29 protein-coding genes are annotated in these 25502 nt (G+C 34.1%); 16 read left to right on the forward strand and 13 right to left on the reverse strand.

What is annotated here, in order from left to right; genetic code table 11:
• Window positions 1-84 precede the first annotated feature (84 nt).
• Window positions 85-1407 carry a serine hydroxymethyltransferase gene (locus tag ACX12B_RS02220; protein ID WP_459352422.1) on the forward strand — a complete coding sequence of 441 codons (1323 nt, stop codon included), beginning with the start codon at window positions 85-87 and terminating at the stop codon, window positions 1405-1407.
• On the opposite strand, the gene ACX12B_RS02225 is transcribed toward ACX12B_RS02220, so the two are convergent.
• Together ACX12B_RS02225 and ACX12B_RS02230 are read right to left on the reverse strand one after the other, a co-directional pair.
• Window positions 1408-4785, reverse strand: coding sequence for a DNA polymerase II large subunit (locus tag ACX12B_RS02225; RefSeq protein ID WP_459352423.1), 3378 nt, complete (start codon window positions 4783-4785; stop codon window positions 1408-1410).
• Window positions 4786-4797: 12 nt separating this feature from the next.
• A complete protein-coding gene (locus ACX12B_RS02230; protein WP_459352424.1) occupies window positions 4798-5550 on the reverse strand; it encodes a phosphoglycerol geranylgeranyltransferase in 753 nt (250 codons plus the stop codon).
• A gap of 65 nt (window positions 5551-5615) precedes the next feature.
• Here ACX12B_RS02230 and ACX12B_RS02235 point away from each other — a divergent pair, with 65 nt between their 5' ends.
• From ACX12B_RS02235 to ACX12B_RS02245, 3 genes are all read left to right on the forward strand, one after another.
• Window positions 5616-5978 (forward strand): hypothetical protein, encoded by a 363-nt coding sequence (locus ACX12B_RS02235; RefSeq protein WP_459352425.1) that lies wholly within the window; start codon window positions 5616-5618, stop codon window positions 5976-5978.
• A gap of 137 nt (window positions 5979-6115) precedes the next feature.
• Window positions 6116-6718: a winged helix DNA-binding protein gene (locus tag ACX12B_RS02240; protein WP_459352501.1), complete on the forward strand. Its 603-nt coding sequence runs from the start codon at window positions 6116-6118 to the stop codon at window positions 6716-6718.
• 125 nt (window positions 6719-6843) lie between these two features.
• Window positions 6844-7005 (forward strand): AbrB/MazE/SpoVT family DNA-binding domain-containing protein, encoded by a 162-nt coding sequence (locus ACX12B_RS02245; protein ID WP_012216180.1) that lies wholly within the window; start codon window positions 6844-6846, stop codon window positions 7003-7005.
• Between the two features lie 5 nt (window positions 7006-7010).
• Here the strand turns inward: ACX12B_RS02245 and ACX12B_RS02250 are convergent, their stop codons facing one another.
• A complete protein-coding gene (locus ACX12B_RS02250) occupies window positions 7011-7397 on the reverse strand; it encodes a hypothetical protein (protein ID WP_459352426.1) in 387 nt (128 codons plus the stop codon).
• 477 nt (window positions 7398-7874) lie between these two features.
• Here ACX12B_RS02250 and ACX12B_RS02255 point away from each other — a divergent pair, with 477 nt between their 5' ends.
• Entirely contained in the window at window positions 7875-9077 is a 1203-nt protein-coding gene (locus ACX12B_RS02255; RefSeq protein ID WP_459352427.1) for a Cdc6/Cdc18 family protein, read from the forward strand.
• Here ACX12B_RS02255 and ACX12B_RS02260 read toward each other — a convergent pair.
• Window positions 9054-10499, reverse strand: coding sequence for a DNA-directed DNA polymerase II small subunit (locus ACX12B_RS02260; protein WP_459352428.1), 1446 nt, complete (start codon window positions 10497-10499; stop codon window positions 9054-9056). The two genes, ACX12B_RS02255 and ACX12B_RS02260, sit on opposite strands and share 24 nt — an antisense overlap.
• Before the next feature lie 71 nt (window positions 10500-10570).
• On the opposite strand from ACX12B_RS02260, the gene ACX12B_RS02265 reads away from it, so the two are divergent.
• Window positions 10571-11116, forward strand: coding sequence for a stage II sporulation protein M (locus ACX12B_RS02265; RefSeq protein WP_459352502.1), 546 nt, complete (start codon window positions 10571-10573; stop codon window positions 11114-11116).
• 76 nt (window positions 11117-11192) lie between these two features.
• Window positions 11193-12098, forward strand: coding sequence for a cupredoxin domain-containing protein (locus ACX12B_RS02270; RefSeq protein WP_459352429.1), 906 nt, complete (start codon window positions 11193-11195; stop codon window positions 12096-12098).
• Here ACX12B_RS02270 and cbiE read toward each other — a convergent pair.
• Both cbiE and ACX12B_RS02280 read right to left on the reverse strand, forming a co-directional pair.
• Window positions 12095-12811, reverse strand: coding sequence for a precorrin-6y C5,15-methyltransferase (decarboxylating) subunit CbiE (gene cbiE, locus ACX12B_RS02275; protein ID WP_459352430.1), 717 nt, complete (start codon window positions 12809-12811; stop codon window positions 12095-12097). The genes ACX12B_RS02270 and cbiE overlap by 4 nt on opposite strands.
• A gap of 2 nt (window positions 12812-12813) precedes the next feature.
• Window positions 12814-13305 carry a hypothetical protein gene (locus ACX12B_RS02280; RefSeq protein WP_459352431.1) on the reverse strand — a complete coding sequence of 164 codons (492 nt, stop codon included), beginning with the start codon at window positions 13303-13305 and terminating at the stop codon, window positions 12814-12816.
• A gap of 72 nt (window positions 13306-13377) precedes the next feature.
• On the opposite strand from ACX12B_RS02280, the gene ACX12B_RS02285 reads away from it, so the two are divergent.
• Window positions 13378-14913 carry a peptidylprolyl isomerase gene (locus tag ACX12B_RS02285; protein WP_459352432.1) on the forward strand — a complete coding sequence of 512 codons (1536 nt, stop codon included), beginning with the start codon at window positions 13378-13380 and terminating at the stop codon, window positions 14911-14913.
• Here the strand turns inward: ACX12B_RS02285 and ACX12B_RS02290 are convergent, their stop codons facing one another.
• Complete coding sequence (locus tag ACX12B_RS02290; RefSeq protein ID WP_459352433.1) at window positions 14914-16269, reverse strand: NAD(P)/FAD-dependent oxidoreductase; 1356 nt, start codon at window positions 16267-16269, stop codon at window positions 14914-14916. It lies immediately after the preceding gene.
• A 73-nt stretch (window positions 16270-16342) separates the two neighbouring features.
• The gene (locus ACX12B_RS02295) at window positions 16343-16993 is read right to left on the reverse strand and encodes an ACT domain-containing protein (protein ID WP_459352434.1); all 651 of its coding nucleotides are present in this window, start codon (window positions 16991-16993) and stop codon (window positions 16343-16345) included.
• A gap of 119 nt (window positions 16994-17112) precedes the next feature.
• Here ACX12B_RS02295 and hsp20 point away from each other — a divergent pair, with 119 nt between their 5' ends.
• The 4 genes from hsp20 (at window position 17113) to ACX12B_RS02315 (ending at window position 20533) form a co-directional block, all read left to right on the forward strand.
• The gene (gene hsp20 / locus ACX12B_RS02300) at window positions 17113-17610 is read left to right on the forward strand and encodes an archaeal heat shock protein Hsp20 (RefSeq protein WP_459352435.1); all 498 of its coding nucleotides are present in this window, start codon (window positions 17113-17115) and stop codon (window positions 17608-17610) included.
• A gap of 27 nt (window positions 17611-17637) precedes the next feature.
• A complete protein-coding gene (locus tag ACX12B_RS02305; RefSeq protein WP_459352436.1) occupies window positions 17638-19779 on the forward strand; it encodes a CDC48 family AAA ATPase in 2142 nt (713 codons plus the stop codon).
• Window positions 19780-19808: 29 nt separating this feature from the next.
• Window positions 19809-20027 carry a hypothetical protein gene (locus ACX12B_RS02310; protein ID WP_048083098.1) on the forward strand — a complete coding sequence of 73 codons (219 nt, stop codon included), beginning with the start codon at window positions 19809-19811 and terminating at the stop codon, window positions 20025-20027.
• Window positions 20028-20122: 95 nt separating this feature from the next.
• On the forward strand, window positions 20123-20533 hold the full coding sequence (locus ACX12B_RS02315) for a hypothetical protein (RefSeq protein ID WP_459352437.1): 411 nt from the start codon (window positions 20123-20125) through the stop codon (window positions 20531-20533).
• A 14-nt stretch (window positions 20534-20547) separates the two neighbouring features.
• Here ACX12B_RS02315 and ACX12B_RS02320 read toward each other — a convergent pair whose 3' ends face one another.
• Window positions 20548-21468 carry a transcription initiation factor IIB gene (locus ACX12B_RS02320; RefSeq protein WP_459352438.1) on the reverse strand — a complete coding sequence of 307 codons (921 nt, stop codon included), beginning with the start codon at window positions 21466-21468 and terminating at the stop codon, window positions 20548-20550.
• Window positions 21469-21642: 174 nt separating this feature from the next.
• On the reverse strand, window positions 21643-21834 hold the full coding sequence (locus ACX12B_RS02325) for a DUF1059 domain-containing protein (RefSeq protein WP_459352439.1): 192 nt from the start codon (window positions 21832-21834) through the stop codon (window positions 21643-21645).
• A gap of 127 nt (window positions 21835-21961) precedes the next feature.
• Between ACX12B_RS02325 and crcB the strand changes: the two genes are divergently transcribed.
• Entirely contained in the window at window positions 21962-22342 is a 381-nt protein-coding gene (gene crcB / locus ACX12B_RS02330; RefSeq protein WP_459352440.1) for a fluoride efflux transporter CrcB, read from the forward strand.
• 6 nt (window positions 22343-22348) lie between these two features.
• A complete protein-coding gene (locus tag ACX12B_RS02335) occupies window positions 22349-22576 on the forward strand; it encodes a hypothetical protein (RefSeq protein WP_459352441.1) in 228 nt (75 codons plus the stop codon).
• Here ACX12B_RS02335 and ACX12B_RS02340 read toward each other — a convergent pair whose 3' ends face one another.
• Window positions 22577-22849 carry a hypothetical protein gene (locus ACX12B_RS02340; protein WP_459352442.1) on the reverse strand — a complete coding sequence of 91 codons (273 nt, stop codon included), beginning with the start codon at window positions 22847-22849 and terminating at the stop codon, window positions 22577-22579.
• 56 nt (window positions 22850-22905) lie between these two features.
• Window positions 22906-23136 (reverse strand): hypothetical protein, encoded by a 231-nt coding sequence (locus ACX12B_RS02345; RefSeq protein ID WP_459352443.1) that lies wholly within the window; start codon window positions 23134-23136, stop codon window positions 22906-22908.
• 102 nt (window positions 23137-23238) lie between these two features.
• On the opposite strand from ACX12B_RS02345, the gene ACX12B_RS02350 reads away from it, so the two are divergent.
• Entirely contained in the window at window positions 23239-23538 is a 300-nt protein-coding gene (locus ACX12B_RS02350; RefSeq protein ID WP_459352444.1) for a hypothetical protein, read from the forward strand.
• Here the strand turns inward: ACX12B_RS02350 and ACX12B_RS02355 are convergent.
• Window positions 23535-24479: a COG1361 family protein gene (locus ACX12B_RS02355; RefSeq protein ID WP_459352445.1), complete on the reverse strand. Its 945-nt coding sequence runs from the start codon at window positions 24477-24479 to the stop codon at window positions 23535-23537. The two genes, ACX12B_RS02350 and ACX12B_RS02355, sit on opposite strands and share 4 nt — an antisense overlap.
• Window positions 24480-24595: 116 nt before the next feature.
• Here ACX12B_RS02355 and ACX12B_RS02360 point away from each other — a divergent pair, with 116 nt between their 5' ends.
• Window positions 24596-25501: a transcription initiation factor IIB gene (locus tag ACX12B_RS02360; RefSeq protein WP_016939443.1), complete on the forward strand. Its 906-nt coding sequence runs from the start codon at window positions 24596-24598 to the stop codon at window positions 25499-25501.
• The last annotated feature ends 1 nt before the right edge of the window (window position 25502 follow it).

Raw genomic sequence — 25502 nt, forward strand, 5'->3', positions numbered from 1 at the left:
TCCCCTTTTATACCTTCCAGATCAAGAGTGGAAAATTTGATAGTCCATCGGTGTTTTTAAATTGGGAAAATCAAGTTCCAAAATATGGCAAAATCACAAAATAAAGAATCTTACAATAAAATTTTTACAAAATTAAAGGAACATCACAAATGGTTTGAAAATTCAATTCCGTTAATTGCCAGTGAAAATATTCCTAGTCCAGCAGTCAGAGAAGCTATAATTTCAGATTTTGGCAATAGATATGCTGAAGGTTGGCCTGGTGAAAGAGTCTATGCGGGATGTATCTACATTGACGAGGTAGAGTTTGAATGTATGAAATTAGCTAAAAAACTCTACAAAGCAAAATTTGCTGATGTAAGACCAATCTCGGGAGTTGTAGCAAACCTTGCAGTATATTCTGCTTATTCTAATCCAGGTGATGTAATGTTGGCACCATCTATTCCAGCCGGCGGTCACATATCACATGGTAAAAAAGAGCATTCTGGAACTGCAGGATTGGTTCATGGTTTAGAAATTGAATTCTATCCATTTGATGCAGAAGAGATGACTATTGATGTTGACAAGACAAAACAGAAGGTAAAGGAGTTAGAGAAAAACAAACGACTACCAAAAATTGCAATGTTTGGAGGCTCATTATTCTTGTTCCCACATCCAGTCAAAGAGCTTTCAGATTTTCTAAAGAATTATGATATGCACATTAATTATGATGCAGCTCATGTTGCAGGATTAATTGCAGGAGGTAAATTCCAAGATCCACTTAGAGAAGGAGCAGATACAATGACAATGAGTACTCATAAGACTTTGTTTGGACCTCAAGGAGGATTGGTTTTAGGTTCTGAAAAACATGAAGAGCCAATCAAAAAAGCAACATTCCCAGGACTTACCAGTAGTCATCACATCAATAACATGGCAGGAAAAGCAGTTGCATTTGCAGAAGCATTAGAGTTTGGAAAAGATTATGCCATACAAGTCATAAAGAATGCAAAGATATTGGCTGAGGCATTAAGTGATGCAGGATTCAAAGTCTTAGGTGAGAGTAGAGGATTTACACAATCACATCAAATCGCTGTAAATGTATTAGATTATTCTGATGGTGGAAAAGTTGAGGCTGATTTGGAGAAAGCCAACATAATTGTAAACAGACAACTAATTCCGGGAGATATCAAGGCCGGAAGAAACTATTTCCATCCAGGTGGAATCAGATTGGGAGTTTCAGAAATTACTAGACTTGGAATGAAGAAAAATGAGATGCAAGAAGTTGCTTCATTCATCAAACAAGTGGTAATAGAAAAGAAAGACCCAAAGAAGTTGCTTCCCAAAGTAAAGTCATTTAGAAAGAATTACCAAAAAGTAAAATTCTGTTTTGACAACAAATTAGGCGGATACGAATACGTCAAATTGAGATAATCAGGCATAATCAGTAAGAAGTGATTGGTCGCCTGGACTTTTCCCAAACACTAATTCAATCTCATCAGAAAGTGCATGAATTCTTCCTCTTTGATATTCACTAACATCGTATTTGTCAACAAGTCTTTTTGCAAGTTTTAGATATTTTTCAACAGAACCACGAGTTATTGTAGGAATTAGTTTATGACCACAAACACAAGTTTGGATCAATGGCATACGACGATATGATTTACCACAACCAGTACACCTAAAGTTTTGTCTGGCATATGCTCTCAAATTTCCCATAATGTCAGGTACAAGATGAGTTGAAATTACATCTGAAACAATTTCTGAAGTATTTACAGCATCAATTAGTTCAGCATTTCTAACTTGCATATCAAATTTGTCAAGCATTGAACCAAGTGTAGAGTATGCACTACGTGATTTTGAAGTTGTAAGAGATGAAGTGGTATGAGTAAAATGATAATCATAGAACTGTCTTTCTGTTTCAAGTCTAGATTTGATTATCTCAATTGATGAGATGTCAGGTGCTTTAACTTGTTGTAATGTTGATTCAAAGAATTCCAATGGGAGTGATTTTGTGACTTCTAGATTGTGTGCCTGTGGTTGAGATTCGTGTGGCAAAACAAGAGGCTGAACAAGTAATGGTGCATCCATCAATCCACCTATTGCATCTGAAAGGAACTGTCTAGAGAAATTCAAAAGGCTATCCATTAGGAGCATTATAGAGTCAGCATCACCATCGGCATCTCTTCTTTTTGCAGAATGCCAATTTGGAGTTGCAAAACACACATGGGTTTCAGAGTATCCAATAATTCTACCTACAATCCCAACTGAAGTATGAGGAGCAAGACCAATGATTAGATGTCCAATTAATTCCTCAGAGTTGTTAACATTATAGAATGCTGTTTTTCCATAGAATTTTTCTAAAAGTGTATCAATGTATTTACAAATAGAAACGAGATATCTCCCACTCTCATATGGAATAATTACATCTTGCATGCGTAGTTCAATCATCTGTTCAGTGTTTTCAAGTGGATTGCCATCAATATCATGAGAATATCCTAGTTCTTTGAGTTTCTCAATAGATGTTCCAATCCAGGAGGGTTTGAATTGTGTTAAAGGAGAATTTGTTGCATCAAATCTAACTGTGCCATCTTTGAATACTGTTAGTCCAAAGTTCTGTCGAACCAGGCCCTTTTCTAGAGGTTCAGCAATCTTGTCTTGGCTGATTAGTTCCTTAACACCTTTGAATGGTTCTTGGGCACGTAGACGGATTTTTTCTTGAGCTTCAAGAAGTTTTGATTTTAATGGAAATTCTTTGTGGGAATAAGCTAGAGCGTTTCGTTTGCATTTTTCACAAAATGGTTCCTCAAGTGTATCTCTACAATGAGGACATCTGTAGGTAACAGTTGTTTTTGTGCCACATTTTGAGCATTTTATCCCAATTGATGGAAGATTACATTGAGTACAATGTCTATTGTGAATATTAGTGAAAAAGTGTTCATTTCTAGATGCCTTTAGAAGATCTCGTGTTGGTCCTCCTTTATCGCTAATAGGAAATAGTACGTGTGTCGGTGGCTTCATCTGTCTAGGGGCAGCCTTCTCTGGTCTTCCAATCCTTACACCAATAGATGTAGAAAATTTGTTTCTAATTTTGATTCCAGAAGACTTTGAAATTATTTGAGGAACAGAAGAATCATCAATTTTTGGTTGTTCTCTAAATAACAAATTAAAGAAAATTTTAGCTTCAGAATTTTCAAGGGTAATATCATCATCTCCAACTGTATGGGGAACGCCCAAGTTCTCAAGAATTTTCTTTATTTTTGTAGGATATTGGATTGATGTTTCATTGATTTTTTTAGGTTCCAAAAGCAACTCAAGTTCTTTAGTAGATATCTTATCCCAAAAATAGAGATAGTGAGGGTGAAGAGCCATATCAAAATCAAGGGAGATTTTTAGTGCTTCATCTATTGTTGGAATTCTGTTGAGAAATTGAGTTAGATATTGATCCTCAGGCTCATATTTCTCAATTTTTTGTTTTAATTCCTCTATCCAATATTCTTCTACATATCCTGATGGAATAAGTTGAGCGTTGTTTTCAAGAAAGTCCCCAAAAGATATCAGAATGTCTCCTAGATGAAGTATTTTTTCAATATCATTTTTGATTTCAATTCCATGTTTCACGTTTTTGATTTTTACAACATTACCATTTTTCAAACGGACTACAGGAGTTTCAATTGAATCAACAAATGCCACAGTTGCGCCTTTTCCTGGGATGTCAATTTTAACTTGGGTTCCAACTGCAATTGTATGATCAAGTATCTCAGCTATTACAGGATGAATTCCAACTGCAGCAAAACCAGTATTACATGATCTTCCATATCTTAGTCGAAATCCACCTAGTTTGTTAGGCATGGACAAGACTGATCTGCCTGTAATTACCTCATGCATCCTTTTAGTGGCAGCATCCTCTTGTTTTTCACCAGTCTGAACAGCGCCTTTTAGATCATTGAGCCACTCCCAACCATCAAGATTGTACATTTCAATTCTTTTGAGTAGTTTCTTGGATCTTCCAATAAGACCGTCATTTAGAACACGTAAAGCTCCACCTCTCACCCTATCGGTTTTGATTCGTGCCATAGATTTGTGATTGACAACCTCATATGGGTCCGTATCAACACCGTCTAGTTCTACTGGCAGATTTGCAATCACATGTTCAATATCTTCATCTAATATATGGAATTGAAAGCTACTGGCTTCTCTTTCATAGATTCGTAATTCTTCAACAAATCGACCAGTTTCATCATCAAATGAATTGGCCTGGAATTTTGATAGTCCTGCAGTCTTTCTGACATGATCTGCTATGAGCATAGTTACGGCAGATTCTGTTCCACCAGCAGAACGCATGGGACCTGCAATAGAGACGGATAGATATTCAGAGCCATCTTTGTTTTTCTTTATTTTTACTTCACTAATTCCTTGTAATGGGGCAATGGTAACTCCTTCTGTAACTATTGCCAATCCAACACGAACTGCCAGATCAAGTTTTTCTTCCAATGTAGAATCAGGCAGAGAGTATTTTCCTTGTGCAATCTCTTTTGAGAGAATTAATGCAGAGAGTTCTTTTCCGTTAATTTTTAGAAGTTCTCTAAGTGGTTCAGCAATATCTATTTCGTGCATTTTGGCAACACGGTCTGCCAGATCAAATGCGATTTTCGGCTCAATTATGCCTGAAGAATCAACTAAGCTTGATTTTGCCTCAGCAGCATGCTCAAAAATAGAGTATGTTTCTGTAGACAGACCAGAATAGTAATCAAGATAATAATCAGGCATTTTGATGCCACTAATACGAGAAATTGCGTCGTTTTCAGACATAATAGAGTACTATTACTTGCTTCTTTGAATTGCTTTTGTTATTTCTTGGAGTTTTTTGAGACTTCCACCTTTCTCAAGAAAAGTACCTATCACTAGAGCATCAGCTCCTGCTTTAACCAAGTTTTGGGCAGTTTTTACATCCTTTATTCCACCACCCACAATTAAAAATCCATTAAACATGTGTCTTACAGTCTTGACCATCTCGGGAGTAACACTAGATTTTGCACCAGAACCTGCTTCCAGATAAACAAATCTCATTCCAAGAAATTGAGCTGCTAAAGCATATGCTGCTGCTATTTTGGGTTTTTCAAATGGTATTCCTTTGGCAGAACCAACAAACCATGCAGTTGTCCCTTCCCCTATAACCAAATATGCTGTGGGTAATGGTTCTAGACCAAATTTTAACACGCTTGGTGCCCCCAAGGCCTGTGCTTGTGTGATAAAGTATGGATTCTCCGAATTCATTAAAGAACTAAACAAAATAGCATCGGCGTCAGGCACAACTCCTGTAACGTTACCTGGAAACAGGATTATTGGGATTTTTATGCCTTTTTTGATGCCCTTTACCACCTGTGCCATCTCTATCTGATCAGTAGCAGATGATCCACCAACTAGGATTGCAGAAGCTCCTATCTTTTCAACATCTTTAGCTAATTTAGCAGATGCCTCTAGATTTGATACCTCTGAATCTATTAGAACAAACAATAATGCATTTTTCTTTTTTAATTCTGATTTTAGGAATGTTTCAACTTTATTTCCGGCCATAGAAATGGTTCGTATGTGGCTCTTTAAAGTTTAATTGGAATGCCATTATACAGATCTGTATAGCTATGTCGGAGTTTGAGGGATCTAATTTTAACAATATTATTAAGAAAATTATCAAAAAATCTTTGTTTACAGAGCGACAAATTGAAATTATTTTAAATAAGAAGAATCTTCTTGAGTCAGAGTTTTCGATATCAAAAGGTGCGTATTATAGGCAAGTTGGGCAATCTAGAGAGAAATTAGTCTCATTATTTTATTCAATCATTCTTTTACGAGGTTTAGGCATCATTTTGCCTGATGATATTGATGTGATATCCAAACTTTCTGAGCAGATTAATGTGATAAATGAGAGTGATATATTCCCAGAAAGGGAAGATGAAGTGATTAGTGTGATAGATAGGCTCGTAAGACAGGCATGCAGTATGTGATGTTGTGACAATTGTGTAGTTCAACATGTAAGGTTGATTGTGATAGTAGTGTGATAGTGAGTGTGAGTTTGTTAATCTAAAGTGTGAAATAATGTTGTTCTATCACGATAAATCACAATATAGGCATAAAATGTGTGATGTTAGTTGAGATTCCTGATCCAGAAGTGATTTTGAGTGTGATTTTAGCATTCATAGTAGGTTTAGGAGGTTTGTATGGGTACTATAAGATTCGTCCATTCATAAAATCTAGAAGTGATATGGTTGATGCATCACAGTCTGAGCGTTTAGAGTATTATGAAAGACAGTTAATTGACATGAAAATACGCCTGGATGCATTAGAAATACAGGGAATCGAGCAAAAGACTGAGGATCCAAATTTGGAATTAAAACAATTCTTGGAGAAATTAGCAAAAAATGAAGTACAAGAAAAGGAAACCCCAATATCACAAGAGCCACAAAAAGTACCTGAAAAACCGGTTTCCACGCCTAAAATACCCACTATTGAGCATACAAACCCCACAAATTACGTGTTGCACCTAATCACAGACAAAGCTATGACATCACGTGACATACAAATCACATTAAAGAAGAGCAGAGAGCACACTTCAAGACTAATGAAGAAGTTATTTGAGGAAGGACTTGTTCAAAGAAATACAGAAACTAAACCATATACCTATTCTATTACTAAAAAGGGGATAGCAAAGGTTGAGGAAGTTGAAACAAGCCCAACTGCTGTTTAAGATATTTTTTCGAGTTTTTCCATAGTCATTTTATGTAATTTTAGGCAAAAAAGACAGGTTTTCATTATTAATTATAATTTACATATATTATTAAATTATATATATTATTAAATTATAACTATAATATGTCTATTCAAGAGAATGAAGTTTTAGTAAAAATTACATCTGCAGGGACTATTTCCATTCCAAAACAGTTTAGAAAGTATATGGACATCCAAAAAGGCGAATATGTGAAACTAATCCTAGGAAAAGACCGCCTTATTGTTAGAAAAATCACTATATCTTAATTGATTTAGTGTTGTTTTTGACCGATTTTTATGGTTTGATAGGTCCATTCTCTACCATTTCTAATCCTATCCACCCTACCTTTTGAGGAAAATCTTGAGAGATATGTGGAAATTATACTAAGTTTGATTGGTTCATTAAATTCATCTTCATATTTTTCAAGAATGTTAGTTGATGTGAATTTTCCCATAGGGAAGAACTTATCCACAATATGCCAAATTTTAGAGCCTACTGAATCTATGTTAGTTGTCTCTTGTTCTTCTTCAATATTCATCAAGTCCATCATTTCAAATATTTTCAAGACCTTATCCCTGGTAACATTACCTTCTAATTTGATATCATAACGTGCACCATCAGAGTCTTCCATGTCTATCCGAATACGTTTTTTGGCCATAGGATCTATTCGATCTGATGTTAACAGTTCAAATGATCCGCGAAATTTTGTTAACTAGATGGTTTGTTAACGTTGACTGCATAATCCACGCCTAGCCATTATTTTGTTATTAACAATAAATCATAATTAACCCCCCTAAATTAGGAATTAATCATGCCTGGAGTGGAAATAAAGGGGTTAGATTTGAGATATTCACAATGTTAACATCAATCTTAACGCCTGGAATGGAAATTAGGGGGTTAAAATAGCCTTTTTGAGTATTTTCTTAACATAAAATTAACAGATTGTTAACCCATCTATCAACCCACACACCAATATTTCCACTCTTCTTTTTCTTAATTTTTTTTTTTTGAGAAAAAATAAAAATTAACTAAAAATAATTAATTACAAACTAAACTACAATTACTATTCTATTCTATACTCTCTTACTTCAGATATGGATATGATGATATTGATAGGAAACAAAGGTGTGTGAGTATGTCCGATCCGATTGATAGGTTGTTAGATGCAGCTGAATCTGGAAAATCAATTATTAAAAATAGAGATATCCTACATTTTACATATATTCCAAAAATCATCCAACATAGAAATAATGAGCAAGAACAAGTAACTCAATCACTATTACCAATTCTCAAACAATCAAGACCTTCAAATCTTCTAGTTTATGGAAAACCTGGTACTGGCAAAACCCTTGTCGTCAAAAAAGTCATTTCAAAAATACAAGAGAGGGTAGAGAAATCAAATTTCCCAATAAAACTAATCTATTCAAATGCAAAAAAAGAGACCACACTTTATGGATTATTGGTCAGTTTTGGGCGTCAATTAGGCCTAACAGACAAAGAACTACCCTCAACCGGCTTGGCCATTAGTGAGGTGTTCAAACGAATCCTAACTAATATTGATCAGGAAAAAATCAATGTGGTTTTTGTAATTGATGAGATTGATTATTTGGCTGAATTAGTTTCAAAGACTGGAAAGGACATCCTCTACCAATTAACTAGAGCAAATGAGAGCCTTGACACTGGTTCACTGACTTTGATTGGAATATCTAATGACCTAACATTCAAAGAAAAACTGGATCCTAGGGTGATTAGCAGTCTAGGAGAAGAAGAGATTGTTTTTACAAATTATAATGTTGAACAGATAAAAAAAATTCTAGAGGAGAGAATCTCTGAGGCTTTTGAGGCTAATTCTGTAGATGATTCTGCTCTAAACCTATGTGCTGCTCTTGCTGGAGGAGAACATGGTGATGCAAGGCGAGCAATTGATTTGATTAGGGTTGCAGGGGAATTAGCTGAAAGACAACAATCAGATAAAGTAACTGAAAACCATGTCAGAGACGCTTCTCTAAAAATTGAAGAAAACAAAGAGGAAACATCTCTCAAATCATATCCTCTACACGAAAAACTAGTCATACTTGCTATAATGAAGGCCAACGGCTCATCTACTGGGGAAATTTACTCATCATACAAAAATCTCTGTAAGGTAGTTGGGCGAGATGAACTAACACAAAGAAGAATCACCCAAATGCTAAGTGAGATTGAACTTTCTGGAATAATCTCTGGAAGACTTGTCCATCAAGGGATTCATGGTAGGACAAAAAAATACAAACTAACAGTTTCATCTGAAATGATAAAAAAGACCTTCAAAGATGATCTAACTTTGCAAGATATTGTCTAGATTAGAATTATAATTTTGGTGGAAAACCTGAAAGGTCTTCAAATTTACCAACAAAGCAATTCCTGGATTTGGAGTCATTCCAACACTTGCCTGAAATGGTGTCTGTTTTTGCCAAGAGCCTGAGTTTACTAACAAAATACCCTTGTACATATCCAATTGAGCCTTGTGGACATGACCCACATGGAAGATATCTGGAATGTCCTCAATTACCATCAAATCTTGCATTTCAGGAGCAATTGGTGTCTGGCTGCCATAAATTGGACTTAGGTGTCTTGCTCTAAGGAGATGCTTCATAACGTTTGTTGGTTTGTCATAACTAAGGCCTGGTGTGGTCTTTACAATATCATCAATGCTTTGTCCGTGAAACATCATTACTTTAACACCATTTAATGAGACAACAGCTGGATTTCCAACCATAATGACATTTTCCCTATTCCATAATCCAGAGTTGTATTTTTCTGGTATTGCTGGTTGTGGAAGAGCTCTTCTTCCTGGATCGTGGTTTCCAGGCATTATGATAATTTTGATATTTTTTGGAATTTGGTCAATCAAACTTTCAACTTTTTTGAGTTGTTCTTCTATAGTTTGGCAAACTAATTCTTTATTTTGATTTGGGTATATCCCAACTCCATCAACCACATCTCCTCCAATTAAGATAAATCGGATTTTTCTTGCAGTGGGGTCTGGACTAGATATCCAAGAGATAAACTCTGTAAACTCCTCTTCCATGAAATACTTACTTCCAATATGCAAATCAGACAAAAATATGGCATATGCTTCTGATTCAGATTTGTTTGTAGCCTGATCAGGGATATCAGGCAAAATCAAATCCTTTATGATGAATCCAGAGTTTTTTCCTACACTAACTCTTGCCATAACAAATTGGTCTAACAGAAGTGTATCTGCAGTCTTTTGCAGTTCATTATCAAAAATAATCCCCTCAAATGAGCCTGATGGGTCCTCTAAAACCAATTTTGTGACATTTCTCTCACTATTTCTTGTAGTCACTAGGCCACAAACATACATGTCATCCTCAGATCTTTCATTTTTTACAAAAGTCAGAGACTTTAACATTCTAGCTTCTGGTCTGTCTGAAATTATTCGCTTTAGTTTGTTAAATCGGCTAGAAAATAATGCATTATACCCCTTTACTCCCTCACCAGTGGTTATCTTATCTGTGGGATCCAACAAAACTTTAACTTCACTTTCTAATGATGGGTCATCTTTGATTCCAAGATATGTCTCTAGATCATCTTGGTTAATTTGAAATAATTTCTGTTTTGTTTTTTCCCTAACAATTTCCTTTATTATTTTCTCTAGTTTTTTCACATCTACATTTTCTAAGATTTTAAAAGCATCTGGATGAATCTGGAATCCTTTGTTTAATGCATAGTTTAATGCAAAGGATAATTCCTTTTTCATATCAAAAAATATGATGTGGTTTAATTAAATCTGCGCCTACGAACCCTCAAATATTGTTCTAATTGTAATGTATTGTGAATAAACTTCGAATCTCATTGTTTTTCATATTCATGGGAATCTTTGCAGGAACATATCAAATTGGTTCAATGTCTACAGTAAGCCAAGAAGAAGCAGATGTTTTCATGTCAGAATTTGAAAAACTAGTTTTGGATATTGATGGATTTGGAATATTTACTCATAATACAACAATAGCACTTCCGATGTTTATCCCAGGATTTGGTGTTGTATGGGGACTCTTTTCAGCCTGGTCAACAGGATTTGCATTTGCAGCAATAACTACAACCGCACCAATTTTACAACAAATACCACCATTGGCCATTCTATTTTTGTCTCCATTTGGATTGATGGAGTTAACAGCTTATTCTTTAGGAATTTCTAGGAGTTTTATTTTGATTAGAGCAATCACCAAAAAAATCGATCTTAAAACCTTCATCAAACCCACTGTAATTGAGATAGGAATTGTTGTTGGATTGTTATTATCAGGTGGATATCTGGAAATTTACATGATAGAGATGGCTCAAGAACAAGGTCTTCAGATGCCTGGTCTTGATATCTAATCCCTTTAGGATTTGCCTATTGAGTCTAAAATAATTTAGTAGCAAATTATAAACCAAATTAGAGGACAAATCTACTATGAAGCTAGCAATATCATTAGTAGTATTACTCATAGTTTTTTCAGGATATATTTTCAATGAATCATTTGCAGAAGTTTCTACAAATCAAGCATTTCTTTTAGAGGGATCTGGCTTTGCTGTAACTGAAGAACAAATAAAATTTACAGAAATCGATCTAGGTTTATCTTCTCAGGACCAACGTGGCAGTACCATTAATTTTGTAATTGAAGATGGATTTATCACACTTGATGATGAAGAATTCATTATTTCGGAATTAGAAGGAAAATTTTTGCGTGAAGGCCGTTATATTCGTATTAATGGAAATGTAGAAAGTTCAAGTGGAGAGGATACAACAATTAGTTTCTTTGGAAGACTAGTTGCAGAAAGTAAAGATGCAACAATTTATGGTTTTACTGGTAGAATTACAACATCTGATGATACCTACAAAATTATCTACACTACAAAATTATCTACACTATCAAAAATTAACACAGTAACCACAACAATAGAAGAACCAAAAAACACTACACTCCGTATTCTTAAAGGTGCTTCTTCACAAGGAGGATCTGATAGTTATATTGGACTCAATACAAGTGGTTCGGATTCAACAAGATTGGGGTATTTTTCTAAGGATAGAATTTCAGTAGAACCTGGTTCTACAATTACTTTAGTAAATAATGATGTTGTGTCTCATAGTATTCTTAGCGGAAAAGAAAATTATGGAGATAGGCATAATCCATTTGATCCTGATGGGAGAATTTCAACTGGTAATATTGCACCAGGAGGCTCTGTTAACATAACATTTGATGATGCAGGATTTTACAGATTATATGATCCTGATTATCCATGGATGAAAATTGTGGCATATGTGTTTCCTAGCTCAGATAATTTAGTTCTTAGACAAGGTCAAAATCTAGGAAATTAGTTTTCCCACTGCCATCTATAATTCATGTAAGAATCTAAACTTGTTTGATGAAATACCATTACTGACAAATCTGAAAATTCTTTACCCTCCAAATCGTTTACTGTTCCTTCAAAATTAGTTTCATCATTAGTAGTTATGGCTTCAAAAACATGAACCTTAATTTTTCCAGTATCAAAACCGTTTTGACGAAGATAAACTGCAATTTCTGATGGCATAAAATGCTTGTCAGGTTGTTTTGGCCAAGGTCTTGGAACTAAAACAACACTATACCCATCAATCAATGCTTTTTGCAATTCTAATTTTTTATCTTCAATCGGAGTTGTTACATGCATAGTAATTACTTTGGATTTGTCAAGTGGTACTTGTGCCCTTGCTGCTGCAACTTGTATTGAACTAATTCCTGGAACAATTTCCACTTTACCAAAAATTTCAATTAATCTATCAACAACCTCTGATTCTGAAAAATTCACATCCCCTGTAAATGGTATTACTAGAGTTTTATCTCCTAATCTTGGAAGAACTTCTTGATAAGACTCTTCTTGATTATTCATTGTAATCTCATGAATTTCTTTTCCTTCTAGAAGGTGTTCAATTGTTTTTAGAGTGTATTTGTATCCAATCACAATATCACAATTTTGAACTATCTCTTTGACGATTTCTGTTACATGTTTCGGTGAACCTGGACCTACACCTACAGCGAAAACTTTTCCCAATTTTACTTTGTAAATTTCTGTCTGTCTTTAATATATTGCACAAATGGTGCCCAGTCTACTTTCATGTATTTTGTAGGCTCTTTAGCTGGATATTTTACCCAATCTTGAGCAATAGAATACTGAAATTTTTCTTTTTTCCCGTCTTTTTCATACTCTAACTGTAAAACACTTCCCCAAGTCTTTTCTTCAAAACTAATATCAGAAATATCATCAAATGATAATTCTGTATTTCTTTTATCTTCTACATCATTCATTAACTCTTCTTCATTATAACCATCATGGCGTATCATGGTATTTTTTGATCTGATAAAATTTATCACCTGTCTTTGAGTAATTGCTTTCCACCACTTCATCTTGGCTTCAGTTTTATGAATAAACATTAGATGTTTATCAGTAAGAACCAACATTCCTTCTTTCCCACCAATTGATAGAAATTTTTTTGATTCCCTCCATATTGAAACAATATGTGCCTGAATCTTTTCATCAGGTTGCATAGGAATAATCTGTCTGACTTTGTTAAAAACTAATACAATTGGCTTTTAAGTAAGACGGAATGGGAAAAAATATTGAAAAAAATATTACTTGTAATTACATTCTCATTACTTTCAATTGGAATTATAAATGAAGCAACTGCTCAAATTGAATTTAACATGATTGAAATAACAGATCCAGTTGTAATTATTGAAACTGAGCTTGGGAAAATCGTTATAGGATTTTTCCCTAATGATGCACCAATACATGTACAAAATTTCATTAGCTTAGCACAGACCGGATTTTATGATGGAACACTTTTTCATAGAATAATTCCAGGATTTATGATTCAAGGTGGTGATCCAAATACTATTGATGGTGATCCAACCACTTGGGGTACAGGAGGTCCTGAGACAAGACTAGATGCTGAATTTAATAACATTAAACATAATCGTGGAATTGTATCGATGGCAAGATCTGCAGATCCAGACAGCGGTGGTTCGCAATTCTTTATCGTGCACCAAGATTCTAATTTTCTTGATGAACAGTATACCGTATTTGGAAGAATTGTGACTCAAGAAAGTTTTGAAACACTTGATAAAATTGCATCAGTTTCTACTGGAAATAGAGATGAGCCTTTAGATCCTGAACAAGTTAGAATTACTAAAGTTACAGTTGTAAGCCAATCTGAAATTCCAGATCTGTTAAATCTTTCAGAACCTGAAAGAACGTTATCAGATACACTGGATCCAGTTGATAATCAAAAATTTGAGAGTGTTAAACATGAAGTAATGTTTACTGCACCTGCAGGATGGCTTTTACAAGAACCTGAAGAAAAAACAGAAGGAACTCCAGATGTTTATGCTGTAGGGCCTAAAGTTGGAGCTACAAATCCTGTTATCTCTTTAACAGTACAGGATACAAATCAAAGATCATTAGATGATCTTATTGAAGAAAAAAACGAAGTTCTTAGGGAAGTAATTGAATCAGGTAGCCTCAAAATTCTTTCACAAAAAAAGACTACCATAAATGAATACCAAGCTTATGAAACAAATGCTGAAGGATATTTTTCACAAGATGGCAAAAATCTAAATGTAAAATTTAAAGAGATAATCATTTATGATAAAGAAAAATTTTATACACTTTCATATTCTAATGGGATAGATGATTTTGCCTCTCAACTTCCAAAATTTGAAGAAACTATAAACGCATTTGAAATATTGTCTAAAGATAATACAAACAATTCTTCTATCGAAGAAAACGGTGGATGTTTGATTGCAACTGCTACATTTGGCTCTGAGATGGCTCCTCAAGTTCAAAAGTTAAGAGAGTTAAGAGATAATACTATTCTTGCAACACAATCTGGAACTGCATTTATGAGCGGATTTAATCAATTGTATTATTCATTTTCTCCAACTATAGCTGACTTAGAACGTGAATTTCCGTTGTTCAAAGAAATTGTAAAATTATCAATTACTCCAATGTTATCTACACTTTCAATTCTAAATTATGCTGAAATCAATTCTGAACAAGAAATGATCTCTTATGGAATAGGAATTATTCTAATGAATATTGGAATGTATTTTGCAGCTCCTACAATAATTATCTATAAAATTAGAAAACTAAACTAATTACCAAACATCATCGACTTCATCAAGAACCTTGTATTCTTTTTCTGGTTCACGTCTCATAAATTTGAGTCTTGAGATATCTCTATCAAAAATTGCATCAGCTGTCCAATCCAGAAACACTCTAAATCGTTTATCCCATGTTGGAATTTTTGAGAGGTAAATATTTCTCCAAAGGAACCACGCAAAAATTCCATGAATATTCATTCCTAAAAATGATGCAATACCCGTTCTCTTACCAATAATTGCCATTTGGCCTTTTGATTCGTATGTGAATTCTGTTTTCTCTTCATTTCTAATCAAAGCATGAAGATTTTTTGCAGCAATTTTTGCCTGAGCTTCAGCAATTTGGGCAGTTGGTGGAAATGGTCTTTGAGTGCTAGGATCCAAAAATAATGCACAATCTCCAATTGCAAATACACCTGGAAAATCATTTACTTCCAAATTCTTATCAATAATGATTTTTCCTTTGTCTGTTTTGAACAATGATCTTTTGATTGTGTTAACTGGAGTTACTCCTGCAGTCCAAATTACAGTTTTTGATTGAATTGAACTTACAATTGAATCATCTACTACATCTTTATCTACATCTAATCTCTTTATCATCACTTCATCTCCATCAAAACTAGTCACAGCTGTCTGCAGTTTGATCTCAATTCCATGCTCTGTTAGTTTTTCTTGTGCAAATTTTGCAAGACTTTCAGAAAAACCTGGTAAAATATTTGGTAATGCTTCTAATACTACAACATGAATGTCTTCTTTTTTGATATTTGGATAATATTTTCTAACATCTAACAAAAGATCCATGATCTCTCCAGCAGTTTCAACTCCAGCAAAACCTCCACCTACAACAACAAAATTTAGAAGACTTTTTTTTAAAATTGGATTTGTTTCGTTTTCTGCTTGCTCTAACATGTCTATCATTCTGTTTCTAACCATGACTGCATCATTGAGTGTCTTCATTTGATATGCATTTTTTTCAAGGTCACTCATCCCAAAAAAGTTGGTTTCACTTCCTAATGCAACTACTAGAAAATCATAATGAAGTGAAATTCCTCTCTTGTTTCCACTCCCCCATAAATTTACTATCTTTCCATATGGATCAATGTTTTTGACCCTACCTTCATAGAAGGTTGCTTTTTTTGTAATTGTTCTAATTGGCATTACAATATGTCTAGTTTCAATAGTTCCAGATGCTACTTGTGGTAACATTGGAGTAAATAGTAGAAAATTATCTTCACTGACTAAAACAATCTCGATTTCTGAGTCATTCTTGAAATATTCCTCTAATCTCCTAGTACACCCAACCCCAGCAAAACCTCCTCCTAAAATGACAATTTTTTTCTTATTTCGAGCCATTTGCTTACCCAAGAAAATTACTGAATATATCCCTATGAGTTTATTTACATAAATTATGCATACGTGCCTACTTTTAGGCTCTCATTATGTCTGAGTGTAAAATCTCATATGCCCTAGATGCATCTTTTTCATTTAGAATGATTATGATATTATCCTGACTGAAAAAAGCATTTACAAGTTCAATACCATTTGCATGTAATACCTCTGCAACATAGGAAACTACGTCTGATTGATTTTGTGAATTTGGTATGGTGATTTTGATTTTTGCAAGACCAGTACTAAATATACCATCTCTATTTGAAACATTACCAAAAATTTCTCTAATATCTTCCATGTCTTCTGTGAGGAATCTAAAGGAATCGGACATTCTAAAAAATTCATAGTTATTTGTAATCTTTGAGAATTTATCTAAAATTGCCATTGGATCCATCTGATTGGAATCTTTAATTGAAAATTTAATATCCATTATTCCGTCAGTCAAAGCCAACCTTGCATTTTTCAAAACTGGTTCATCTTTTACTTCTTCTTTAATTTCAAATGAATCTGCATATCTCTTGATTGCTACAACTATGGTATTGAGATTAACACTATTTCCAAGAATTCTTTCAATTTCTGGTTGAATCTTTACTGCTAATGCTGTGTAATTTATCAAATCCATCTTCATACAATCATAAATTGAACGATTTCTGGTAATTATCTCTCTAACAACCTCAGGTACAGACATGCTTGTTAGTCTCATTAAGATTATTATATTATGTCAGTTATAATAGGATTATGTAAGAAATCAAAGAAATATCAATAATCTTTATATAATGTCATAGATATTACATAATATAGGTGAATATGACAATGTTCTTTGATAGTGAATTTGATAGAATCTTCAAGAGAATGTCTAGATCTTTTTTTAACACAGAAGACATGTTTGAGGAATTCAAGGGAAATGGTTCTGAATTTGGCCCATTTTATTATGGTTATACAATGACCGTGGGTCCTGATGGAAAACCTGTTGTAAAAGAATATGGAAACGTCAAACCAGGCCAACTTCCAGCTTCTGATACACGCGAACCAATAGTTGACACAATTGTTGATGAAAAAGAAAAAGTCGTAAAACTCATAGCTGAGATGCCAGGAGTTGAAAAGACTGATGTCAAAATTGTTGTCAACAACAAAATTGTAGATCTTTCTGCAGAACATGGTGACAAGAAATATCATTCCAAAGTTCCACTTAAACACAAAGTTGATGAGAATTCTGCAAAGGCATCGTACAAAAATGGAATTTTACAACTAGTCTTCAAATTAGTTGAAGAAAAACCAACAGGGAAAAAGGTGGAGGTTGAATAAACCCCCTTTAATTTTTGAGGTGAAAAAATGAGTGAAATTATTTTAAAAGTTGATGAAATTCCACAACAACATGTTGGACGAGGAAGAGCGATCATTGATCCAAAAATTATTGAGGATCAAAAATGGAATACTGGTCAAATCTTAGAATTAACATATAACAAAAAAACACATGTAAAACTTTGGCCAGGTAATCCTGAAGAATATGGAACAGGGGTTATCAAAATTGATGGAATGACAAGACAAAATATTGGAGCTGGAATTGGTGATAAAATTTCTTTAAAATCAGTTGAAGCTTCTAATGCTGAACAAATTGTTTTGTCCCCAACTGAAAAAATATCTGCTGAAGGATTACAAGAATACATGGCTTACAATTATCTTAATCATGTATTTACAACTGGAGATGCAGTATCTCTAAATACCCAAATGGGTGGACGAGTTCAATTCATTGTAACTAGTACAAAGCCTTCAAAACCAGTAATTGTTACTGAAAACACAATTTTCAAACTCGGTACAATGACTAAGGCAATAGATGCCTCTATTCCAAGAATAACCTATGACGAATTAGGCGGTCTCAAAAATGAAGTCCAAAAGATTCGTGAGATGGTTGAATTACCCATGAGACACCCAGAATTGTTTGATAAGATAGGCGTAGAAGCTCCAAAAGGAGTCTTACTGTATGGTCCTCCTGGCACAGGAAAAACACTTCTTGCAAAGGCAGTAGCTGGTGAAACTAATGCTCACTTTATCTCACTTAGTGGTCCTGAAATCATGGGCAAATACTATGGAGAAAGTGAAGAGAAGATTCGAGAAATTTTCAAACAAGCAGAAGAGAACTCTCCTAGTATAGTCTTTATTGATGAAATAGATTCCATTGCTCCAAAAAGAGACGAAGTTTCAGGAGAAGTTGAAAAGAGAATTGTTTCTCAACTTTTGACTTTGATGGATGGAATGGAATCTAGAGGAAAAGTTGTAGTGATTGCAGCTACTAATAGACCAGACTCTATTGATCCTGCTCTTAGACGACCTGGTAGATTTGATAGAGAGATTGAAATTGGAATTCCAGATGATGAAGGAAGATTTGAAATTCTTTCAATTCACACACGTGGAATGCCAATAGATGAAAAAGTAGATCTAAAACAAATCTCAAAGATAACACATGGATTTGTAGGAGCTGATTTGGAAGTATTATCAAAAGAAGCTGCAATGAGATCACTTCGCAGAATTCTTCCTGAAATAGATCTTGATGAAGATAAAATATCAACAGAAATACTTCAAAAGATAGAGATCACAAGTGAAGACTTTAGAGATGCACTAAAAGAGGTCAGACCAAGCGCATTGCGTGAAGTCCAAGTACAGATTCCTAATGTAAGTTGGGATGACGTTGGTGGTCTTGATGAACTAAAAGAAGAATTACGTGAAGCAGTTGAATGGCCCATTAAACACAAAGAGGCCTTTGACTATGTTGATGTTGAAGCGCCCAAAGGAATCTTACTTCATGGTCCCCCTGGTACTGGTAAAACGTTGATTGCAAAAGCACTTGCAAAAATGACGGAATCCAACTTTATCAGCATAAAGGGACCTGAATTACTATCAAAATGGGTTGGTGAATCTGAAAAAGGAGTCAGAGAAATATTCAGAAAAGCACGACAAGCAGCACCATGTATCATCTTTTTAGATGAAGTAGATGCACTTGTGCCCAGAAGAGGCAGTGGTGGTTCAGAATCACATGTCACAGAAAGTGTGGTATCTCAAATTCTTACTGAGATTGATGGATTAGAAGAACTACATAACGTGTTGATAGTTGGTGCAACAAACCGACTAGACATTGTAGATGACGCATTACTTAGACCTGGAAGATTTGATAGGATCATTGAAGTTCCAAATCCTGATGCAAAAGGAAGACAAAACATCTTTGTGATTCACACAAAAAAGAAGCCACTTGCAAGTGATGTAAACATTGCAAAACTTGTGGAATTAACTAATGGATTCAGTGGAGCAGAAATTGCGGCAGTTGCAAACAGAGCAGCAATTGCAGCTCTCAAAAAATATGTTGGCGGTAAAGCACAAAACTTCAAAGATATCAAGATATCTCAACAAGAACTAATTGATGCAATTGATAAGGTAAAGCCTCGAAAAAAAGAGGTACCTCCTACCCAATCCATAAAATAGTCTAAATACTAAGGACAATGAGACAAAATATGAAACTGTATCTTGACTTTGACCCATGCCAAGAATGCAATACAATGATGGCAGAGCTTAGCAGCCCTGAGATGTTATTTGCCGATGAGAAAACTAGAGCAGACGAGTCTGCAAAGTTTCTCAGACACTTGACATATAATCACAATGAAGTGGTTCAAGCTGTCATGGATGATCTTCCAAAACAAAAAAGAGATCAAGAACCTGATTTCTACAAATAATCTTCTTTTTCATTCTTAACAATCAGTAATCATATTCATATACAAAATTGTCCTAAATCTTTTGGTATAAAATGAAAATAAATTTTCTATTTAGTTTGATTGCAATTATTTTTTTGTTTAGCATACAATCTTCATTTGCATCTGAGACTGATCAAGATCCTGAACCCCCAAGACTTCCAGAACCTTCCCCAGAACCTAAACCAATGCCACTTCCAGATCCTGAACCTGTTCCAGATCCATTTCCAGGAGAAACTGAATCAGAAAAAATTCAAAGATTGACTGAAGAAAATGAAAAACTAAAACAACAAAACAAAAATCTTCAAGGTCAAATATCTACTCTAAAAAATGAAAAATCAGGATTACAATTTGAGGTATCTCAATTACATGATAGGATAAAGGACTTGGAGCAAATTACAATGGAACAATTACGTGTAATTATGGACTTGGTAAATAGATTAAAAGATGTATTTTATGAAAAAATAATTTCTCCTACAATTTACATGTAGGATTTTTAGACTTTCTACTCATCAAGCTTTAGTATTTTCTTAATCAAAACAGTTCTGTTTCTAATTGTTACATCACTTACTCCTGCTTCTATTGAGAATTTCTTTTGACTGACCTTTTCTCCATTAATTATACATGAAATGTATAATGAAGCAGCAGCTTGTGCTACAGGGTGTTTTCCAGCAGTAATTTTCTCTTCTTCACAGCGCTTTAGTATCTCAAATGCTCCACGTTTTGTTTTTTCTTTCAAATTCATGTTGTTTGAAATTTTTGAGATAAACGAGGCAGTATCATATTGATTAAGATTCAATTCAAGCCTTTTGATTATGGTTCTCAAATCTCGGGAAAGTATTCTTCTCTCTACATTACCAGCTCCTGCAATATCGTCTAATGTTCTTGGAATGTTGTTTTCTCTACATGCTGCATATAATGAGGCTGAAATCAATGATGCCATTGTTCTTCCCCGTGTTAGTTTTGCACTAACTGCCTTTCTGTAAATATATGCAGCATTTTCTACAACGTTATCTGGTACACTTAATTTTGTCTTCATTGAGTGAAGTAAAGTAAATGCTTTGCTCAAAGTAGCAGTTTTTCTTGATTTGCTTCTTTGATCCCATGTTCTGAGTCTATTGAATTCATATTTTGTTTTGCTTGATAATGCATTTCCTGAAGAGTCTTTATTATTTCCAATAACAGTTGATAGTCCCTTGTCAAACATCGTTAATGATGTTGCAGGACCTGTTCTTGATTGCTTCATAAAGTCTTCCTGAGTGTAACCATTGTTTTCGTATGATGCGTCAGCTAAGTTTTGCACTAGAATAAGACCGCAACCCCCACAAACAATTTCTCCTCGTTCAGAATCTGTTATTGCAGGGTAGGTTTTGCAAGCGTCTAGTTCACACTTGACATCATAATCGTTTGAATAATTTTCTACCACTATTAACTACTTTTAGTGAGCATAAAATAAAAATAAATTGTTATAGGAAATTTTGTAATCAAAACTATACTTTACAAACAAAAAATTCCTGATCTTTTTGGGAAAATCTACTAATTAAAATCAATACAACATACATTGTATTAAATGTTAAAAATGAAAAATTATTTTTTAAAATTATTTTTTAATTGATTCTAAAGAGTGGCCACGATTTTGAATCATTTGTGTAACTGCTTCAACAGTATAATCAATTCCGTGTTCTTCTTCAAAATGATTTCTTAATTTCTCAATTGTACCAATGGATTTCTCCTCGTCAATTTCATATTGACATTCAAAACCATAGTCGTCGCATCTTAATTTTAGAGTCATTTAGTCTGGAAAAAATATCAAACCTATAAAAACCATTGACCTGATTTCACCTCAAAACTAAATTAGGTATTTTTGAACCCAAAATGCCTCAAATAGCACTAATAACGTCTGTAACTATGAACAAAATATGAAGGGATTAGAGTTTATTTTTCTTGCAGCTGGCTCTGTTCTTGGAGCATTTCTAAGATACAAAATTACAGAATCTCCTTTGCTTTTCAACACATTACCACTAAACGTTTTGATAGTAAACATAATTGGAGCATTTATTCTTGGCGTGTTTGTTGTTCTATCACAACAATGGAATCTAGATGGAAGATATTCTCTTTTTGCAGCAGTAGGATTTTGTGGCTCTTTAACAACAATGTCTTCATTTGCACTTGATTCTAGTAATCTATTGGAAAATAATCAATACGGAACACTTGTAGCTAACATTATTGCCAATGTTGGACTATCTATTGGAGCCCTAATAGGAGGAAAATCCTTAATGAGTGCGCTAATATCTAATTGATTAGAAATGGTTTATTCATATCAAGTTGTGAAATTTCGAACAATTTCGTTTGTTCAAGGTACTCATTGGTCACAATCTGTTGGTGATAAAGGAATATTATACAAATCACTTAAAGATCCATTTTCAAAATTAATTGTACAAACTAATGATTCAAAAAAACTATACCGTGTTCCAAAAGATAGAACTGTAATTGTTACAAATGATATTGTACATTTTCTAGGTGAACTAGCCTAATTATTTGAAGAATTGATCAACTTGATCTCTGTACTTTAGTGCAATCTTTCCAAACTCTGAAAAATCTTCCACCGTTGGATTTTTCATTCTCATTGCATACTGATTTACAAATACAGACAAAGCACTACCTATGATTAAATTGTATACGCCATCAGCTACATTCTTTGAATATGGGAATGCAACTTTGATAAAAGGCAGATATGATTCTGTTTGAGATATCATTAACTTGATATGTTTTTCAACAAAATCTTCTATATCAGGTGGTATTGCCATATTTTTGATTATATCAATTTCTTATAAGTGATCTTTGATTTCTATGCGAATCAATTTTAGTTTAGAATTTTCTTTTTTATTACCATTTGAGAAAGATACTTTTCTTTCCCTTTTCTACTTCTAGGCAAGCATCTTAGTTGTCTGTTACAACATGGACAAGTCAACCCATCATAGTCTACAAACACTTCACAATAATTACATCTCTTTTGTCCAGATGCGTATCTTCCAATTTGTGAGGGTTTTAGAGCCTTGTACTCTTTGCATTTCCCAATACAATAAGTCATCATTGAAGCCAGAAATTATTCAAAGATAAAAGATTTGATTGCACTGCAACGCACTTTGAAATTCTTCCAAATTGAATTTATAACACTATTCTCCATTTTTGGCTGTTGCATTATTTAGATGAAAAAGTATTTGGAAAAATTACCACAAAAGAAATTATTGGTGCAGAACCACCTGCAATTCCTGATACACAAAATATTTTAGAAAATGAACTTACAACTCTAGTCTCAGAACTAGAATCACAATCAAAAGAGAATCTTGAAAAACTCTTAGAGCAACAACAAGCTGCAGAAGATCATGTTAATAGTAGACCTGGAGCTATGGCATTATCTCAACCAAAAATTCAACTATTCACAAAATATAGTCAAAAATACATTCAAAGTATTAAGGAAAAACTAGAATCTTAGACTTTTTTCTTTCTACTACGTTTTTTTGGAGATGTTTTTCTTCTAACTAGTAGTGATATGATTGTACCAGCTGGAATTCCTATAATTGTTCCAAGGCTAACATATGGTGCAATAAAGAAATCTCCAATCCAGATTCCACCATCAGTTGTCAATTCCATAAAAGTTCTAGGTCGTAATACTACTGAAACAGTTTGTGAATCTTCTTTTTGATCTCCAACATCATCAGTGTATTGTACAATAATTTCAAATGGTAACTTGTATTCTGTATTTACTTCATTAGTAGGAGTAATAATTCGTGATGTAATTCCTACAAGAGTATTTTTTTCTATTTTAGAAAATGAATGCATTGTTTCACCTCTAAATTCAATATCTTTAGGTGGAATAATTTTGATTTTAACATCTGTAATATCAATATCTTCAGATATCACTTCAACTTCAATTGGAAATTCTGCATTTGTAAAAATTGATTCAGGTGTCTTTGTGTGAATAGTTACATTTGGGTCTTCTTTTATTATAATTGGAATCGCAATATCATGATAAAACGGTTTTTGTGGTGTTTCGTTATTTGAAACTAGAACTTGAGAATATTTTATGTTAAGAAAATGAATTCCTGGACTGGCATCTTTTGTTATGTTAAGATTAACATTTTCTCCGTACGAACCGCCTGTAGCTAGTTTCTCAATTATCACCTTGTTTGGTTCTACAATTAATCCTGGAATTTCTGATAATGAAAACTCAAATGATATATCTTGTTTTTCTTCCCATCCATTATTTTTTACCAAAATTGAGATAATTCCTTCTCTACCAACTACAATCTCATCAGGATGAGTAATCTCAATGTTCATTCCTCCTTCTAGGTTCTGAACTAGAGTTTCAGCATGAATACTTGGTATTAGAAAGAATAATCCAACTAGAAAGGGTACAATCCAAAACTGATTCATATTTTTTATTATTACAACTGCATTATGACTATTCTGGGTAATCACAGGCTCAAAAATTACTTAAAATGACTTGTTGATTCATAAATACCATCAATTCTAGGACTCCAGAATCAATTATGGTAAGTAAAACAAAAGAGCTCTGTCCAAGATGTGCACAGGGAAAATTAGTTACTGATAATGAGTCCGGTGAGATGTTTTGCTCCAAATGTGGCTTTGTTATCACTGAAAAATTACAAGAAGCAGGTCCTGAATGGCGTTCCTTTACACAAGATGAACATGGTGACAGAGCTAGAGCTGGAGCCCCTACTTCGTTGACTATGCATGATATGGGTCTTGCAACAATAATTAATCCAGTAAACAAGGATGCATCTGGAAGACCACTTACAGCTTCAATGAAAAGTACTATTGAGAGATTAAGAACATGGGATAGTAGAAGCCAGGTTCATGAACCAGTTGACAGAAACTTTAGACAAGCATTTAGTGAGTTAAACAGACTCAAAGACAAACTAGCAATTTCAGATGCAGTAATTGAAAAGGCAGCTTACATTTACAGAAAAGCATTAGACAAGGGACTTGTTAGAGGACGTTCCATTTCAGCTTTGATGGCATCAGCACTTTATGCTGCATGTCGTGACACTGAAACTCCAAGAAATCTAAAAGACGTTGAACAAGCAGCAAACATCAAAAGAAAAGATATTGCAAGATGTTACAGATTACTAGTCAAAGAACTTGACTTGAAGATGCCAGTGACTGATTCAATTCAATGTGTTGCAAGAATTGCAAGCAGAATTGGAATTGCAGAGAAAACAAAAAGATATGCAGTCAAAGTGCTCAAAAAAGCACAAGAAAATGAGGTTTCAGCAGGAAAAGATCCAATGGGGTTAGCAGCTGCAGCATTATACCTATCATGTGTCAAAAATGGTGAGGATAAAACTCAAAGAGATATTGCTGAGGCTGCAAATGTGACTGAGGTTACTATCCGAAATAGGTACAAAGGTCTCAAAGAATCCCTTGATCTATAAT

Source organism: Nitrosopumilus sp. S6, assembly GCF_054515815.1.

Bases quoted from the DNA above. Each gene is read 5' to 3' on its own strand.
- ACX12B_RS02250 (WP_459352426.1), bottom strand. From the start codon at position 7,397: ATGGCCAAAAAACGTATTCGGATAGACATGGAAGACTCTGATGGTGCA.
- hsp20 (WP_459352435.1), top strand. From the start codon at position 17,113: ATGACAATGTTCTTTGATAGTGAATTTGATAGAATCTTCAAGAGAATG.
- ACX12B_RS02220 (WP_459352422.1), top strand. From the start codon at position 85: ATGGCAAAATCACAAAATAAAGAATCTTACAATAAAATTTTTACAAAA.
- ACX12B_RS02280 (WP_459352431.1), bottom strand. From the start codon at position 13,305: ATGCAACCTGATGAAAAGATTCAGGCACATATTGTTTCAATATGGAGG.
- ACX12B_RS02270 (WP_459352429.1), top strand. From the start codon at position 11,193: ATGAAGCTAGCAATATCATTAGTAGTATTACTCATAGTTTTTTCAGGA.
- ACX12B_RS02340 (WP_459352442.1), bottom strand. From the start codon at position 22,849: ATGGCAATACCACCTGATATAGAAGATTTTGTTGAAAAACATATCAAG.
- ACX12B_RS02225 (WP_459352423.1), bottom strand. From the start codon at position 4,785: ATGTCTGAAAACGACGCAATTTCTCGTATTAGTGGCATCAAAATGCCT.
- crcB (WP_459352440.1), top strand. From the start codon at position 21,962: ATGAAGGGATTAGAGTTTATTTTTCTTGCAGCTGGCTCTGTTCTTGGA.
- ACX12B_RS02305 (WP_459352436.1), top strand. From the start codon at position 17,638: ATGAGTGAAATTATTTTAAAAGTTGATGAAATTCCACAACAACATGTT.
- ACX12B_RS02240 (WP_459352501.1), top strand. From the start codon at position 6,116: ATGTTAGTTGAGATTCCTGATCCAGAAGTGATTTTGAGTGTGATTTTA.
- ACX12B_RS02235 (WP_459352425.1), top strand. From the start codon at position 5,616: ATGTCGGAGTTTGAGGGATCTAATTTTAACAATATTATTAAGAAAATT.
- ACX12B_RS02255 (WP_459352427.1), top strand. From the start codon at position 7,875: ATGTCCGATCCGATTGATAGGTTGTTAGATGCAGCTGAATCTGGAAAA.
- ACX12B_RS02325 (WP_459352439.1), bottom strand. From the start codon at position 21,834: ATGACTCTAAAATTAAGATGCGACGACTATGGTTTTGAATGTCAATAT.
- ACX12B_RS02230 (WP_459352424.1), bottom strand. From the start codon at position 5,550: ATGGCCGGAAATAAAGTTGAAACATTCCTAAAATCAGAATTAAAAAAG.
- ACX12B_RS02360 (WP_016939443.1), top strand. From the start codon at position 24,596: ATGGTAAGTAAAACAAAAGAGCTCTGTCCAAGATGTGCACAGGGAAAA.
- ACX12B_RS02260 (WP_459352428.1), bottom strand. From the start codon at position 10,499: ATGAAAAAGGAATTATCCTTTGCATTAAACTATGCATTAAACAAAGGA.
- ACX12B_RS02295 (WP_459352434.1), bottom strand. From the start codon at position 16,993: ATGTCTGTACCTGAGGTTGTTAGAGAGATAATTACCAGAAATCGTTCA.
- ACX12B_RS02335 (WP_459352441.1), top strand. From the start codon at position 22,349: ATGGTTTATTCATATCAAGTTGTGAAATTTCGAACAATTTCGTTTGTT.
- ACX12B_RS02310 (WP_048083098.1), top strand. From the start codon at position 19,809: ATGAAACTGTATCTTGACTTTGACCCATGCCAAGAATGCAATACAATG.
- ACX12B_RS02245 (WP_012216180.1), top strand. From the start codon at position 6,844: ATGTCTATTCAAGAGAATGAAGTTTTAGTAAAAATTACATCTGCAGGG.
- ACX12B_RS02345 (WP_459352443.1), bottom strand. From the start codon at position 23,136: ATGATGACTTATTGTATTGGGAAATGCAAAGAGTACAAGGCTCTAAAA.
- ACX12B_RS02290 (WP_459352433.1), bottom strand. From the start codon at position 16,269: ATGGCTCGAAATAAGAAAAAAATTGTCATTTTAGGAGGAGGTTTTGCT.
- ACX12B_RS02355 (WP_459352445.1), bottom strand. From the start codon at position 24,479: ATGAATCAGTTTTGGATTGTACCCTTTCTAGTTGGATTATTCTTTCTA.